Origin of the sequence: Pseudoalteromonas sp. P1-25 (genome assembly GCF_001401805.1) — a bacterium.
Taxonomy (GTDB): Bacteria; Pseudomonadota; Gammaproteobacteria; order Enterobacterales; family Alteromonadaceae; genus Pseudoalteromonas.
Genome location: NZ_LKDW01000007.1, coordinates 142,065 through 156,795 on the forward strand (window position 1 = coordinate 142,065; position 14,731 = coordinate 156,795).

12 protein-coding genes and 1 tRNA gene are annotated in these 14,731 nt (G+C 39.6%); all 13 read right to left on the reverse strand.

Annotated elements, in window-relative coordinates; translation table 11 throughout:
- Nucleotides 1–35: 35 nt before the first annotated feature.
- Nucleotides 36–1,400 carry a DUF1329 domain-containing protein gene (locus AN393_RS06910; protein ID WP_055016006.1) on the reverse strand — a complete coding sequence of 455 codons (1,365 nt, stop codon included), beginning with the start codon at nt 1,398–1,400 and terminating at the stop codon, nt 36–38.
- Between the two features lie 13 nt (nt 1,401–1,413).
- The gene (locus tag AN393_RS06915; RefSeq protein WP_055017693.1) at nt 1,414–3,507 is read right to left on the reverse strand and encodes a DUF1302 domain-containing protein; all 2,094 of its coding nucleotides are present in this window, start codon (nt 3,505–3,507) and stop codon (nt 1,414–1,416) included.
- Nucleotides 3,508–3,757: 250 nt separating this feature from the next.
- Nucleotides 3,758–3,979 carry a DUF2835 domain-containing protein gene (locus tag AN393_RS06920; RefSeq protein ID WP_055017694.1) on the reverse strand — a complete coding sequence of 74 codons (222 nt, stop codon included), beginning with the start codon at nt 3,977–3,979 and terminating at the stop codon, nt 3,758–3,760.
- Nucleotides 3,980–6,574: an aminopeptidase N gene (gene pepN / locus AN393_RS06925; protein ID WP_055017695.1), complete on the reverse strand. Its 2,595-nt coding sequence runs from the start codon at nt 6,572–6,574 to the stop codon at nt 3,980–3,982.
- A 43-nt stretch (nt 6,575–6,617) separates the two neighbouring features.
- On the reverse strand, nt 6,618–8,078 hold the full coding sequence (gene nhaC / locus AN393_RS06930) for a Na+/H+ antiporter NhaC (RefSeq protein WP_171037636.1): 1,461 nt from the start codon (nt 8,076–8,078) through the stop codon (nt 6,618–6,620).
- Nucleotides 8,079–8,261: 183 nt separating this feature from the next.
- Nucleotides 8,262–10,286: a carboxy terminal-processing peptidase gene (prc, locus tag AN393_RS06935; protein ID WP_055017696.1), complete on the reverse strand. Its 2,025-nt coding sequence runs from the start codon at nt 10,284–10,286 to the stop codon at nt 8,262–8,264.
- A gap of 26 nt (nt 10,287–10,312) precedes the next feature.
- Nucleotides 10,313–10,951, reverse strand: a complete 639-nt coding sequence (gene proQ, locus AN393_RS06940; RefSeq protein WP_055016012.1) for an RNA chaperone ProQ — start codon at nt 10,949–10,951, stop codon at nt 10,313–10,315.
- A gap of 15 nt (nt 10,952–10,966) precedes the next feature.
- Nucleotides 10,967–11,245: a hypothetical protein gene (locus tag AN393_RS06945; protein WP_055017697.1), complete on the reverse strand. Its 279-nt coding sequence runs from the start codon at nt 11,243–11,245 to the stop codon at nt 10,967–10,969.
- Nucleotides 11,245–11,703 (reverse strand): GAF domain-containing protein, encoded by a 459-nt coding sequence (locus AN393_RS06950; RefSeq protein ID WP_055016014.1) that lies wholly within the window; start codon nt 11,701–11,703, stop codon nt 11,245–11,247. The genes AN393_RS06945 and AN393_RS06950 overlap by 1 nt, the downstream gene beginning before the upstream one ends.
- A 128-nt stretch (nt 11,704–11,831) precedes the next feature.
- Nucleotides 11,832–12,212, reverse strand: coding sequence for a hypothetical protein (locus AN393_RS06955; protein ID WP_055016015.1), 381 nt, complete (start codon nt 12,210–12,212; stop codon nt 11,832–11,834).
- A 313-nt stretch (nt 12,213–12,525) separates the two neighbouring features.
- Complete coding sequence (locus tag AN393_RS06960; RefSeq protein ID WP_055016016.1) at nt 12,526–13,353, reverse strand: CPBP family intramembrane glutamic endopeptidase; 828 nt, start codon at nt 13,351–13,353, stop codon at nt 12,526–12,528.
- Between the two features lie 118 nt (nt 13,354–13,471).
- A complete protein-coding gene (locus AN393_RS06965; RefSeq protein ID WP_055017698.1) occupies nt 13,472–14,317 on the reverse strand; it encodes a LytTR family DNA-binding domain-containing protein in 846 nt (281 codons plus the stop codon).
- A gap of 183 nt (nt 14,318–14,500) precedes the next feature.
- Nucleotides 14,501–14,591 (reverse strand) — tRNA-Ser (locus AN393_RS06970).
- Nucleotides 14,592–14,731: the final 140 nt, after the last annotated feature.

A 14,731-nucleotide genomic window follows, 5' to 3' on the forward strand; every position in this document is an offset into this window, starting at 1 on the left:
AGCAGCTAACGGGTTGTTAGCTGCATATTAGGATGTTACCTACCTTCACGGCGTAGTGCGCTTGAAGTAAACTCATTATCGTTAAACGACTCTGAAAAGTCGTACATTTTTTCTTGGTTATCTAAACCAATAGCTAAGTAACGACGCGAATTTAGATCATGATACACTTCTAAAGTACTCCACTGCGTAGGTACTTCGTAGTAGTTTAAGCCATATGCCATTGCTACGCGGTAAAGTTGGTCGCGATTATCATAAATATCGGTCACTTGTACTTGCCAGCTATCTTCGTCAATGTAAAACACCCGTTTTTTATAAATATGACGGGTATCATCTTTTAAGTTAGCTTCAACAACCCATACACGGTGCTTTTCATAACGCGTATGTTCTGGGTTAATGTGCCCTGGTTTTAATATATCATCGTACTCTAATTTATCACTGTGTAACTTGTAGCTATTGTACGGAATATATAGCTCTTGCTTACCTTTTAACGTCCAGTTATAACGGTTAGGTGAGCCATTAAACATATCAAAATCATCGGTAGTACGTAAGCTATCTGCCGCTGTACCTGGTGCGTCATATGCAACATTTGGTGCACGACGAACACGACGCTGACCTGAATTATAAGTCCACGCTTGGCGAGGCGTTAAAATTTGATCCATGGTTTCGTGTACAAGTAGCGCTGTACCGGCAAGGCGTGCAGGCTCTGTCACCTTTTGTTTAAATTTAAACAAAATGTTTGAGTCTTGAAGCTCTGCAGGCGTCGCTTTAGGATCTGAATATTTAACCAATAGTTGTTCATCAAAGCCCACATAATTGTACGAACCCGATGCGGTGGGTGCAGCTTGTCCACCAAAACGCTCTATTGATTGTCCACGATAGCGTAATAAGTGATTCCAAATAGCCTCTAAGCCTGATTTAGGAATAGGAAATGGAATACCAATTGCGGTATTTTTTATTCCGTTGCCACCTTCAATAAGCTCAGCCGTTGCAGCAAACTCTTTTGTTGCATCGTATACAAACTGTGGATAAGAGGCAGAGCGGCGCGTTTCATAAACAGGCATTTTAAACGTATCTGGGTATGCTTCAAATAAAGCAATTTGACCAGGGCTTAAGTTAGCTTTGTATTTATCAAGGTTTGTTTTATCAATAGTAAACAACACTTTGTCCGCTGAGTAAGGGTCAATGTGGTGCATACCAGGCTCGTAACCTTCTGGTGCAGTTGTAATACCGCCATTCCACGCTGGAATAGACCCATCAGCATTGGCTGCTTTTTCTGCGCCAAACGGCGTTAAGTCTTGTCCTAAACGTGCAACTTCTTCAGCGCTCATTTTTGCCATAGCCGCTGAACTTAAAAACATGCTACACAAAGCGGTAGCGATGAGGGTAGGTTTTTTAATCATACTAATATTACCCCTAAATAGAATATTTTAAATTGAAAGAAACGTAGTCACGATCTGAGAAAGTATTGATATCGCCACCACCCCAAAATGAGTTGTAGCTCACATCAAGTGACCATGCATTTTGGTAATTAAAGTTCATCGTTACACCCAGCGATTTACGGTCTTCAATAAACAAGAACATAGGATCAGGTGTGTTACCGTTTACATCATGAGAAAATACAAATCGTGGAGAGAAGTTAATACCGTTGTAAAGGTTAAAGTAATCACCTTTAGCAATTAGACGGTAACCCCAAGACGAGGCCGTAGCAAACGACTTTTCTTCTGGGCCATTAGAAAGGCCTAGTTGTAATGTTGTGTAGTCAGTAGTGCCTGGGCCTGTGATCACACCGCTTCGCCCTGTACCCGACACATTCAAACGCATTTCGTCGTAATCAGGCATATCATGAATTTTAACAGCGCCGACTTCGCCTACTACAGCCCAACTATCAGCACCTAATGACGGGCCAAATAAATGTGTTGCAGTAAATTGAATTTGTGATGTGTCGCGTTCAATATAACCTTGCGCAACTTCACCTGCAGCCACTGAGCTAACTGCATCCCCAAAACTCATTTGCGAAATACCCGCAAAGTCTGGGCGAATGCCAGCCAGTGCTAATTGTTCAGGCATGGCGGTGTAAAGTAGCTCTACATCGTCTATTTGTAATGGCTCGTCTTGACGGTAGGCAAACTCACCCGCAAATGCGGTCTCACCAATACTCGTATTAAAGCTTAAACCGTAAAGTTTAATATCTTCTGGGTATTCATTTTCGGCTTTAGAAAACGCGAGGAGATCTGCTACGTTGTCATCAGTAATTTCGGTTGTTGCAATCATTGCTAAATCTTGTGCAATTGCAGCTTGTGAAAAGTTCGATACACGACCAGAAATAAGCGGACGACGACTGTGATAATTAACATGATATAAAGCGACCTCTGTGTCGTTCCACTCAGGTAAAAATACACCTAAACGTAAACCATATTGACCGCCGTCATCTGGCTCTGTTTTACCGTTATCGCCTTTACCTTTAAGCGCCACTTTAGTGGGATGCGCTAGATACATATTTGCTAGTAGAGCTTGACCTTCAGCACTTGTAGGATCAATGCCCTGTGCAGCCGCTACCTGTGCAAAGTTAGAGTACAGGTTGTTAAGGCTATCAGTTAAAAATGCCATATCAATATCAGGATTTGAGGTAAAGCCTAACTGTACATTTTGTTGATAGCCGTTTTCTGCCGCAAAGTCATTGGTAGAAAAATAAGTACCTGCAGCTGGCAGGCGTGTTTCATGCCATTGATACTGGTAAAAACCTTCTAGGGTAATATTTTCAGTAATACCTAATGACGCCCAGAGCATACCCACTGGGATAAATGCTTCTTTAAGCTCAGCACCCGGTGCTTTTAAGCGGTCAATGTCAACTGGGTTTACGTTAATACCATGAGAGATAAGCGTACTTTCACCCCAGTTAACGACTTGTTGGCCTAAACGAATTGAAAGTGGATTATTGCCATCATTTAAATCAAAGTTAGCCCAAACGTAAGCGTCTAATAAACGAATGTCGGCACAACTTTGCTCTTTTGTGTCGTCGTCATCACATGGATCTACGCCTTGTCCTGAGGTTGGGTTAACGTAGGCTCTATCACCATCCATTAACTCAAAATCGTAAAAGTACATAAAACGCGTGAATAAGCCGTAGTTATCTTTATTAATTGAAAGGTCGTGTGTGCCTTTCAACAATTTTGAAAACGAATCACCGCTATCAAAATTAAGATTACCTGCATCGCCATTATTAGAGTATGAGCCCGGTTGAGCCCAAACATCTTGAGAAGAATAAATTGTATTTAATGAAGGATTATACCCAGTCCAATCAAATGCAGGATTATTGCTTTTGCCAATAATGTCGAAATCTCTGTCTTCAACACGGACGCTTTGACCATAGGAAAAAGTTGAGTCGAAGGTGATATCAAAGCCCCCTACCTCAAAATTTGCTGCATTCGCTGCTGCTGATAAACCTAAGCTTGCGGCTGCTAAACCTATAGCTATTTTGTTTTTAACAAAAAGCGATCTTCTTATCATTGTGTATCCCCCCTGTCGTGGGTAATTATGTGTGATCAAGTTATTGTTTTTAGTGTAATCTTAACGATAGAAGCGATTATAAAAAATTACAAATGGTCGCGTTCAATCAATTATTATATTTTTTGAGCTGACGTTTACGTATTGGTAAGACGTCATACCAGATATTTTATACACGTAAATTAACAATAGAACAAATTGAAATTAACAAAAAGATAATATTTTTATGTATCTATAACATAAAAACAGTAGGTTAGGCGATACGTTCGAGACGAATAAATTTATTCTCAGAGGTTAGTAAAAGTCTAAAGCGCCCTCTAATTCCAATAGATGAAATATAAGGGCGTAGGTGTGACGCGGCAAAACGTATCGTTTTGCCATTGTCCTCAACCACTTGTACAGAGCTATAACGGCCATGATAGTAATCCATGCATTTGTTATAGCTCAAGTTTAGGTAAAAGTAATACTCAATCATTTAATTAAGTGCTTTTTCAACCTTCTCATATAAGTCAGCACTCAGTCCTTCAAGGCTTGCTAAGCGTTGCAATTGCGCTTTCATTGCTTGAGCACGTGTTGGATCAAATCGTTTCCACGACATGAAAGGCGTTAACATTCTAGAGGCATTTTGCGGATTAATCGCGTTTAGCTTAATGAGTAAGTCCCCTAATAATGCGTAACCTTCACCATCTTTTCGGTGAAATTGCGCGGTGTTAAAATGACTAAAGCTGCCTACTAATGCACGGACTCTATTTGGGTTTGAAAAGTCAAAACTAGGATGCTCATAGAGCGCTTTAATATTCTCAATAGTATCAGCACCAGACTGCATAGCTTGTAGTGCAAACCATTTATCCATTACTAAAACGTCATGACGCCACTGGCTATCAAAATGATCTAACAACGCATTTCTTAATGGGTGCGATGATTTTACTACCGCACTCAGTGAGGCTAAAACGTTGGTCATATTCGAAGAGCCTGCGGCTTCTTTGATAACGTGGTCGACTTGCTCAGATGGTATTTTAGCTAAATAATGTAAACACACGCCTTTGAGTGCTCTTATAGCGACCGCGTCTGGATTAATACTGCCATCATCAACTAACGAACTGTAACATGCCAAAAGCTCATCAAATAATTGCTCAGCAATTTGCTGTTCAAACAGTTTTGTAACAGTGATAATTTCATCCACAGGGATCGTGTCAAACTCAGCTGCAAACGTGTCAAAGCTTGGGAGTTTAATCAGTTCAGCAATTAATGCTAAATCACCATTTTTCTCGCTAATTAAAACACGTAATGCATTGATAACGTTATCACTAAGTGCGGCATGTTCAGGTGCATTAACGCCCTGCTTAACTGCCTTAATAAATAACTGTTGCTGTGCGTCCCAACGCGAAAAGTCGCTGCGTGCAAAACGCATTATGTGCAGTAAGTCATGCTCTGAATTTTGCTGACTTAAAATACACGGCGCAGAAAAATCTTCAAGTAAAACGGCCACTGGGCGAGTCGGGATCTGATCAAAGTAAAATGTTTGCGTTGATGCCGTAACGTTAAGCACATGGCCGCGCTTTTCTCCTTGATAAGTAAGCGCAATACTTTGCCCGTTTTCATCTAATAATTCGATAGCAAACGGGATATGTAAACTCTTGTTATCGGGCTGATTTAGCGGGGCTAATTGCTCAATTGTTAGGGTATAAAGTTGTTTATCGTGATCATAGTGCTGTGTGGCATTTAAACGAGGTGTACCTGATTGGCTATACCAGCGTTTAAATTGCATCAAGTCTATGCCTGAAGCATCACTCATTGCTGCAACAAAGTCATCACAGGTAACCGCTTGGCCATCATGACGCTCAAAGTAAAGCTGCATCCCTTTTTGAAAGTTAACTTCACCTAACAGGGTATGCATCATTCGGATAACTTCAGCCCCTTTATCGTATACCGTTACGGTATAAAAGTTATTCATTTCGATAACTTTTTCAGGGCGAATTGGGTGCGCCATTGGCCCCGCATCTTCACTAAATTGATGAGTACGCATTACTTTAACGGCATCAATGCGATTAAGTGCACGTGAGCCTAAATCGCTACTAAATTCTTGGTCTCTAAATACAGTAAGCCCTTCTTTTAGCGATAATTGAAACCAGTCTCTGCAGGTAACGCGGTTGCCTGTCCAGTTATGAAAATACTCATGCCCAACAATCGACTCTATAGTATGGTAATCTTTATCCGTTGCGGTTTCTTGGTTAGCCAATACACATTTACTATTAAATACATTTAGCCCTTTGTTTTCCATTGCGCCCATATTGAAAAAATCCACGGCTACAATCATATATATGTCTAAATCGTATTCTAGGTTAAAGCGCTCTTCATCCCATTGCATTGCTTTTTTTAATGAGCTAATTGCATGCGGCGTTTTAGATAAATTGCCTTTATCAACAAATAACGCAAGTTCAATTTCGCGTCCGCTTTTTGTAGTGTAGGTGTCTTTTAGTACATCAAAATCGCCCGCTACTAATGCAAATAAGTAACTTGGTTTTTTAAATGGGTCTTGCCATTTAGCGAAATGGCGGCCATCAGCTGTTTCGCCGCTGTCAATTTGGTTACCATTTGATAGTAAATGCCTAAAGTTTTTATCTGCAATAATTGTTACATCATAGGTACTTAGCACGTCAGGGCGATCTAAAAAGTAGGTTATTTTTCTAAAACCTTGCGCTTCACATTGGGTGCAATACGCCCCACCAGATAAATACAAGCCTTCCAAAGAGGTATTGGTTTCAGGAGAAATTACTGTAACTATTTTAAGCTGGCATGTGTGAGGTAAATCATTAATGATTAAGTGCTCACCTTCAATCTTATAATTTGTGTAAGCAATATTGTCTACGTGTAGTTCCAGTAATTGTAAGTCTATACCGTCTAAAACAAGTGCAGAGTTTTCATTAGTTGTTCTTTTAAGCGTAAGTAGCGCAGTCACTTTTGTATTAAGGGGTTGTAAGTCAAAAGTGAGTTCTGTGTGTTCTATTGAAAAATTAGGCGCCGTGTAATCTTTTAGATATTGCGCTTTTGGCTTTGCCGAAACAGTCATAGTTACTCCCACGAAAGCCCCTTAAAAAAGGGGCTATTAAGATTTAAGCAGGTTGCTTAGGTTCAATGCGTAAAATTTTAATACCTACGTACGCATAAATAATAGCTAAGAAAGGGTTAATTAAATTAAAGAAAGCATACAAAGCATAGTCAAATGGATTTATTAATAAAACGCTTTGCATGTACGCACCACACGTATTCCAAGGAATTAACGGGCTTGTTATTGTTCCGCCATCTTCTAAAGTACGCGATAAATTAACCGGTTTTAATCCTCGATTTTTATATTCTTCTTTAAACATACGACCAGGGACTACAATAGCGATGTATTGATCCGCTGCAATTAAGTTTGTACCCACACAAGTTGCGATGGTTGATGTAATAAGCGAACCTGTGCTTTTAGCTATTTTTAAAATACTCTTAACAAAAATATCCAGTAAGCCGGTTTTCTCCATTATGGCGCCAAACATAAGTGCCGTCATGATCAACCAAGTTGTGGTTAACATACCTGCCATACCACCACCACTGAGCAATGAATCCATTTTTTCATCGCCCGTATCGATACTAAATCCATCGAAAAAAGTCGTCCAAATAATTTTAAAATAACCAACCAGCTCACCTTGAGACAGGTCAATTTGTGTCGCGATTAAATCTGACTGAAACAGCATTGCCCACACAGCACCAATTACAGCGCCAATCGAAATAGCTGGAAACGCCGGCATTTTTTTAATAGCTAAAACTAGGAGCACAATTAATGGAATTAACATCTCAAAGCCAATATTAAAGCTTTGCTCTAAAATTACCGTAATTTCGTCAATTCTGCCGGCTTCGTTAGAAGCTGTTGCATTAAAGCCCATAAAAATAAAAATGATCAGTGCAATGACAAAGCTAGGAACAGTCGTCCATAGCATATGGTGAATATGTTCGAATAAATCAGCGCCTACAACAGCCGGCGCTAAATTAGTCGTTTCAGAAAGTGGGCTTAGTTTGTCTCCAAAGTAAGCTCCCGAAATAACCGCCCCTGCCGTCACCGTTTGGTCTAATCCAAGGCCTGTAGCAACACCTAAAAGTGCAACACCTATGGTGGCAGCTGTAGTCCAAGAGCTGCCAATACTCATTGCAACAATGCCACAGATTAAACAGCTGGCAGCATAAAACCAACTAGGGTTAATAACCTGTAAGCCATAATAAATGAGAGTTGGCACGGTGCCCGACAACAGCCAAGTACCAATTAAAGCACCCACCATCAATAAAATTAAAATTGCCCCCAATGATAAAGTAATACCTTCAATCATGGCTTCTTCAAGCTTTTTCCACGTATAGCCATTTTTAAGTCCTATTAGTGCCGCCGCAAAAGTGGCAAATAATAACGCTATTTGGTTGGGACCTGACGACGAGTTATCGCCAAATAAATAGACCGCTGCGCCTAATAGGCAGATAAGAACAGAGATAGGAATAAGTGCATCAAAAAACGAGGCGGGTTTAATTGGTTTTTCTAAAGGCTTCAAAATAGTGACTCCTGCACACCACATACAAGGGCGTGTTTATTTATTATTTTTAGCGTATCAGTGCTTTTTTTAAGCCACAGTAATGTAACTCAATTAAGTGATTCGCGATTATAGCAATTTAGCAAAATTTAGGTAACAAAAAAGGCGCAAAAAGCGCCTTTTTAAAAGAGGTATACACGTATTTTATTTCTTAGCGATACGGCCAAAGTTAATATAGTCTTGCGTAATGAGTGCTGCCTCTTCTAAGAAAGGGTCTAACTCTTCAATTACCTCTGGTACATCATCTAGGTTTTCAATCGGATCTTTACCTAAACGCTTTAAACGCTCATTAGTGCGCGCTAAAGTACGTGCTTCATTTTCATCTTTTTCTTTAATACGGTCTGCTTCAACTAAAGAAATAGTTTTACGGTCTTTTTCTTCATTGTAACGAGCAATATCATCAAATACATAACCAAATTCGGGCTCTGTTTTAATACGTAGTTCGTGTTGTTTCTCTAGATAACTAATCACAGGGGTTAAATTACCCTGCTTTTTGTACTTAGCTCGCACTATGCTATCCCAAGGTAATGCATTATCCTGCTTGCTCTCACCCCATTCTGCTGGGTCTATCGCCGAAGGGAAAGAAATATCAGGAATAACCCCTTTGTGCTGAGTACTGCCACCATTTATACGGTAAAATTTAGCAATAGTGTACTGTACACTCCCTAAATCGTTGTCGTATAAATCATACGCACGGCCTAAGCCTTTGTGTTGTTGAACCGTTCCCTTACCAAAGGTTTGCTCGCCAATAATCACTGCACGGCCATAATCTTGCATTGCGGCAGCAAAAATTTCAGAGGCTGAAGCACTGTAGCGGTCAACTAAAACAGTTAGTGGGCCATCGTAATAGGTAATGCCATCACGATCTTTTTGCTCTTCAATACGGTTATTTAACGTATGAATTTGTACTACCGGACCTTGATCAAAAAAGAGGCCTGATAGTTGCGTAGCTTCATATAGTGATCCACCGCCATTTTGGCGCAAGTCAATAATAATACCGTCTACATTTTCTTCTTTGAGTTTAGCTAATTCAACTTTAACGTCTTTCGAAAGGTTGTTATAAAAACCAGGGATCTCAATAACACCGATTTTTGACGTTAAATTTGAATAACTGGCCTCAAATACTTCAGATTTAGCCGCTCTGTCTTCTAAGCGAATTTTATCACGGGTGATCTCAACAACTTTTGGCGTGCCATGCGCATCAGAGCCTTTAAGATACTGTAAACGTACCTTGGTTCCTTTCGGGCCTTTGATTAGATCAACGACATCATCTAAACGCCAACCAATAACATCAACAAACTCTTTTTGATCTTGAGCAACACCAATAATTTTGTCGTCAGCTTTTAGCTGCTCTGTTTTATCGGCGGGACCACCTGGTACTAAGCTGCGAATAACGGTGTAATCTTCATCCGGACTTAAAACGGCTCCAATGCCTTCAAGCTCTAAGTCCATATCCATTTTAAATTGTTCTGCGCGGCGCGGCGATAAGTACGACGTATGTGCCTCGATACTGCGCGCTAGCGAGTTCATTACAATTTGAAATGCATCTTCTGAATTTGTTTGCACTAAACGTTTTTGTGCATTTTTGTAACGCTTGGTAAGAACGTCCTTAATACCTTCCCAATCTTTACCTGTCATTTTTAAACGAAGGGCATCGTATTTAACACGTTCACGCCAGATTTCATCAAGCTCTGCTTGCGATGCTGGCCATGCCGCATCTTCACGATCGAAAAAGTATTCATCGTCTTTATCAAACGTCATTTCTTTATCTAGTAACGATAAAGAGTAATCATAGCGTTCAAAACGGCGTTTTAAACTTAAGTTAAAAATATCAAACGTAAACCCAAGTTTTCCCGTGGTAATCGCATTATCAAAATCGTCGCGGTATTTTTCAAACGTTGCAATGTCACTTGCTAAAAACACGCTTTTGTTGAAATCAAGGGATTCGATATAACGATCATACACTTTACTGGAAAGCGCATCGTTAAATCGAACCGGTGTATAGTGTGAACGAGCAAATAAGTTAGCCACTCGTTTGCTGGCAGTGCCATGTTGACTTTCTTGTTTAAGTACAGGCAAGTCTTCAAGTTTTGCCGCTTCAACTGAAGCGAATAAAGAACCCGAAAACAGGGCAGCCACTAACGGAATGAGCGTAAACTTTTTACTCATACACAACTCCTTAATTTATTTACAACTTAAATAATGTATAAGCTGTCAGCTTTGGTTTTAACTTGCATGCCTGTTACTAATTCAACATGAACTTCGTCTTTGTTTACTTCAGTAATTACTGCATTAACAAGTGCTTGGCCAAGTTTTACCTTAACCTTGTTATTAACCTTGACCTCACTTGCAGGTAAAGGTTCAACTTTTCCTGAACGTTTAGCAGGGGCTGCTTTAGCTGGTTTGTTAGCTGGAGCATTGTTTTTGCTAGCGTGGGCTGGCTTTTTCTTGAAAGATTTAGAGTCTGAATCTTGGCGTGGACGCTGTTGTTTTTTGCGTTTAGCCATTTTAGCACGGCTTTCTTCTAGTGCTTTTTGAGCGTGGTCAATGTGCTCTTGCTCAACTTTTTCACCTTGATTACCATCAAGGTCAATACGAAACTCTGACTTGGTTACAGCTTCTAAATAACGCCAATTAGACGTGTATTTTCTAAGTGCTTGGCGTACTTGTGTCTTACTTACTTTTTCAGACCCTTCGATACGCTCGGCAATATCTTTAAAAATACCGACTTTAAGCGGTTTAATACCGTCTTTTTGTTTAAAACATTGTGGAAATTCTTGATAAAGAAATTCCAACACTTCATTAATATCTTTTAGCTTGTTTGTGGTTTCCATTTTAGAACCTATTTTTCACATCTTTTCGTCAAGGGAGGAATCAACATAGTGTATTACCCAGTCAATTAACTCTTCGAAGTCAGCTTCTAGTACTGCCAAGTCACCTCGAAGGTGTTCCCAAATACCATTTATTATTTCATCGATTGATTCACAGTCTAAATCATTTGGGATTTTATCCCAGGCTATGTGAATCAAATCATTGAGCGTTTCCGCTACATGTTCTTCATCCCCTTCCCAATCGCCTACATCTTGTACTGCGAATAGGTAGTCTTGAACATTTAGCAAATCTTTCATTACAAGCTTGCCTCTAAGCATTTAACTAATGCTTCTAAACCAGCTTGGTCATCAGTATCAAAGCGACCAATAGTTGGGCTATCAATATCAAGAACAGCAACTATCTTATCATTTTTCATGATAGGTACAACAATCTCAGAATTAGACGCTGCGTCACAGGCTATATGACCTTCAAACGCATGCACATCTTCAATTAACTGTGTTTCTAGGGTTGCTGCAGCCGTACCACACACTCCTTTACCAACAGGAATACGAATACATGCAGGGTTGCCTTGAAAAGGCCCAAGCACTAATTCACTCGGCGAATCCATAAAGTAAAAGCCCGCCCAATTTACATCTTCTAAAGAGGTAAATAATAGCGCACTTACGTTAGCCATATTAGCAATGACATTAGATTCACCAGCGATTAGTGATTCAGTTTGCTTAACTAATGACTGGTAAAAATCGTGCTTTTGCATACCAAACTACTTCTTATTGAACATACAGTAGCTAAAGGTACTCTTTGTCGTGAAAAATTGAAACCTTTTACAAGTAAAAAAACAGAAATAGCGCCGTTTTTCAGCACGCTTGGTCAATATTTCTGCAATTATTTTTTTGCTGATTTACGCAGTCCAAATAAAAATAGTCCCGCAGCAAAAGCAGCCATTATACTATTAATTAAAAATACCTCGCCTGATGTCGCACTTAGTAAGTAACTAAAAATTGCGCCGCCCAGCAGCCCAAGGGTTAGTACCCCTGAATAATTGACTTTTGCATACTTAAACATAAGCAAATAACCAGGCACTACAAAAGCAGCCATCGTAAGACCAACAATATGTGCGTTCGCAATTGCGCTCATTAATAGTTGCAGAAAAATGGTAGTGGTATCACCATTAACAGTAAGTCCATAATAAAGACCTAGTGTACTACCAACTATAACGGGGGATAATAAAGAAAGCGCGACACTTTTGGCTAGTTGATGTTTCATATAAGTTCCTAAATACACACTACAAACATTATCTTAAGCATGCACCAAGTTCTTAAGGTTAGAAACAGAGACTATGGTCGTAATTTATGATGGGAAAACAAGCACTCTTTAAACGTCTGTTACTAGACATTTTAACAAATAGTTTTGCTAACTAAAAACAGACACCTATTTTGTTGGCAGCTCACGCTTACTTTTAGCTGTTTATTCGCCCATAACGTAAAGCTCACTACCTTACAGGCGCTAACCTCAATAAAAACATAGCCTTAAGGTTGCAATATAAATGCGTTCTTAAATGAACGGCTAATTTGTGCATTTAGGCTTCGGCAGTCATCTGCGGTTTGAACGGGGGATTAAGCGTAGATGCTGATGTATTAATAAATAATGAGGCCATAGTGACTTCACGTTTTTTCCCTCGGCGGATCAGTGCTTCAACATACACGATACTTAATACAATAGCAGTGGCTTTATAAACGTTGCCGTGCAAATCCCCCACGGCACCACCCGACATACTAAAGATGCCATAAGCTGCATTCATAAAAATATGCATCCACATAGGAAACCAAATTTTATAACCACACTCACAATAAAGCCACGCAAACCAAGTGCCTGCAACAGTGGTTACTGCTACCGCCATTAGTGCAGAAATGGCATCGCCACCTTGGTACATGTGCCCTACTCCAAATACTACCGAGCTTGTCAACGCTGCGGGAATGAACCCCCAGCGGCAAAACCTGTATAAAGCACCAAATAAAGCCGCCCTAAATATTAGCTCTTCAAAAAAACCAGCATAGATTGAGCCTGTTATTAGTCCAGACAAAGATAAATTTAAATTACTACTCAAGTATGCATAGCCAAGTGTCATAGGTATACAGCAGAGCAAAGCTGCAAAGGTATAGTTATTAAAGCCTTCGGTGTTAAGGCCAATTGCGTCAAGCATGTTATCTCTTTTAAATAGCAATGTGGTTATCACTAATAAAGGAGCATATAAAAATAAGTATTTAGCGGGGATAAATAAAACCCCAGTAGACGCATCGGCCTGGGTTAATATTTTCGTCCATTCGCTACCCCAAAAGCTTTTCATTATGTAATGGCAAAAAACAAACGTGGCTATCACTAACAGTGATTTTAAAATAGTGTTCATAGTAACCTTCTTAAGTTGTATTTTTAGTTCAACTTAAGCATGCCTACTCCAGCGTAAAACTACGAACTGTTAGGGATTAACAACATTTTTAGGTATCAAATACAAGTATTTGGGCTGACTAACAAGCACTTGGGGTGAGTAACAAAGCGGTTTTTATATTGTCTACGTAGCTTCGCGATACCGGAACAGGCATGGGTGTGTTTTTAAGCGTTAATTGCAAGCCGCCAGCGTTGCCACTATACGAGTGAATAAAGGCAACATTAACTGCATAAGAGCGATGGCATCTAATAATTGCAGTATTAATAGAGAGCTGTTTAAGTAAGCGAGTTAAAGAAATGCGCAGTAGAGTTTGCTGTATTGCGTGTCCGTCATAAACACTAATTTCGCAATAATTATCAGCCGCTTTTATAAACAAAACACGCTCTAAAACTATGCTGATTGCATCATTTTTATTATCGCCAACTAACGTAATTTGCTCGAGTTTTAAAGGAAGGGCTTCACATTGCTTGATTTGTTGCCGCTGTGGTGTTTGATCAATATTAAGCTGACTAACATGGCGATTTAACATATACATAAAAATTAGCGGAAATACGCCAATAGCAAATATATAGCCAATAAACAGCATCTGATTTTGCCAATGCCACTGTCCTAAAAATGCCACAACAAAATAAGCGTGGTTAAATAAAGCACAAATTAAAATATAAAAGCCGCTTATAAGCATAATACGAAGTGGCTTATAAAAATCATAACGTAACAGCGCTATTTCGATAAAGCCCGATAATAGTAACGCAACAAAAGTGACTAAACCATAACCTGAAAGCCTGAGTATTTTATATGACGATGTATCGTTAATTGTACCAAAAGGTTGGAATACGAATAAAACAAACAACGTTACCAACGAGAACATCATTGCACGATAAACAATAAGTTTTCTTGAATGTAAATCACCCTTGAGCCACAACATACTATTTTAATTACCAATTTTAAAATCTAAAAGTAGCATATTAATATGTTAATAATCTATTAATGATCTATTAATAATCGCTAATAGCAAACCGAAACGGGGAAATAAGCGAGAAAACCTAAAGGTGAGCTGATAATAAAGCGTAGATACAAAAAAGCCCGCTTTAAGCGGGCTTTAATATAATGGTGGAGAGATAGGGATTTGAACCCTAGATGGGCTACAAACCCATGCCGGTTTTCAAGACCGGTGCATTCGACCACTCTGCCATCTCTCCGAAAGTGCTATAAACTACAAGTAAGAGTGTACTCATAGTTATTGTAATTAGGTGGTGGAGAGATAGGGATTTGAACCCTAGATAGGCTACAAACCTATGCCGGTTTTCAAGACCGGTGCATTCGACCACTCTGCCATCTC

Bases quoted from the DNA above. Each gene is read 5' to 3' on its own strand.
- proQ (WP_055016012.1), bottom strand. From the start codon at position 10,951: ATGGAAACCACAAACAAGCTAAAAGATATTAATGAAGTGTTGGAATTT.
- AN393_RS06960 (WP_055016016.1), bottom strand. From the start codon at position 13,353: ATGAACACTATTTTAAAATCACTGTTAGTGATAGCCACGTTTGTTTTT.
- AN393_RS06920 (WP_055017694.1), bottom strand. From the start codon at position 3,979: ATGATTGAGTATTACTTTTACCTAAACTTGAGCTATAACAAATGCATG.
- AN393_RS06965 (WP_055017698.1), bottom strand. From the start codon at position 14,317: ATGTTGTGGCTCAAGGGTGATTTACATTCAAGAAAACTTATTGTTTAT.
- AN393_RS06915 (WP_055017693.1), bottom strand. From the start codon at position 3,507: ATGATAAGAAGATCGCTTTTTGTTAAAAACAAAATAGCTATAGGTTTA.
- AN393_RS06945 (WP_055017697.1), bottom strand. From the start codon at position 11,245: ATGAAAGATTTGCTAAATGTTCAAGACTACCTATTCGCAGTACAAGAT.
- AN393_RS06955 (WP_055016015.1), bottom strand. From the start codon at position 12,212: ATGAAACATCAACTAGCCAAAAGTGTCGCGCTTTCTTTATTATCCCCC.
- prc (WP_055017696.1), bottom strand. From the start codon at position 10,286: ATGAGTAAAAAGTTTACGCTCATTCCGTTAGTGGCTGCCCTGTTTTCG.
- pepN (WP_055017695.1), bottom strand. From the start codon at position 6,574: ATGACTGTTTCGGCAAAGCCAAAAGCGCAATATCTAAAAGATTACACG.
- AN393_RS06950 (WP_055016014.1), bottom strand. From the start codon at position 11,703: ATGCAAAAGCACGATTTTTACCAGTCATTAGTTAAGCAAACTGAATCA.
- AN393_RS06910 (WP_055016006.1), bottom strand. From the start codon at position 1,400: ATGATTAAAAAACCTACCCTCATCGCTACCGCTTTGTGTAGCATGTTT.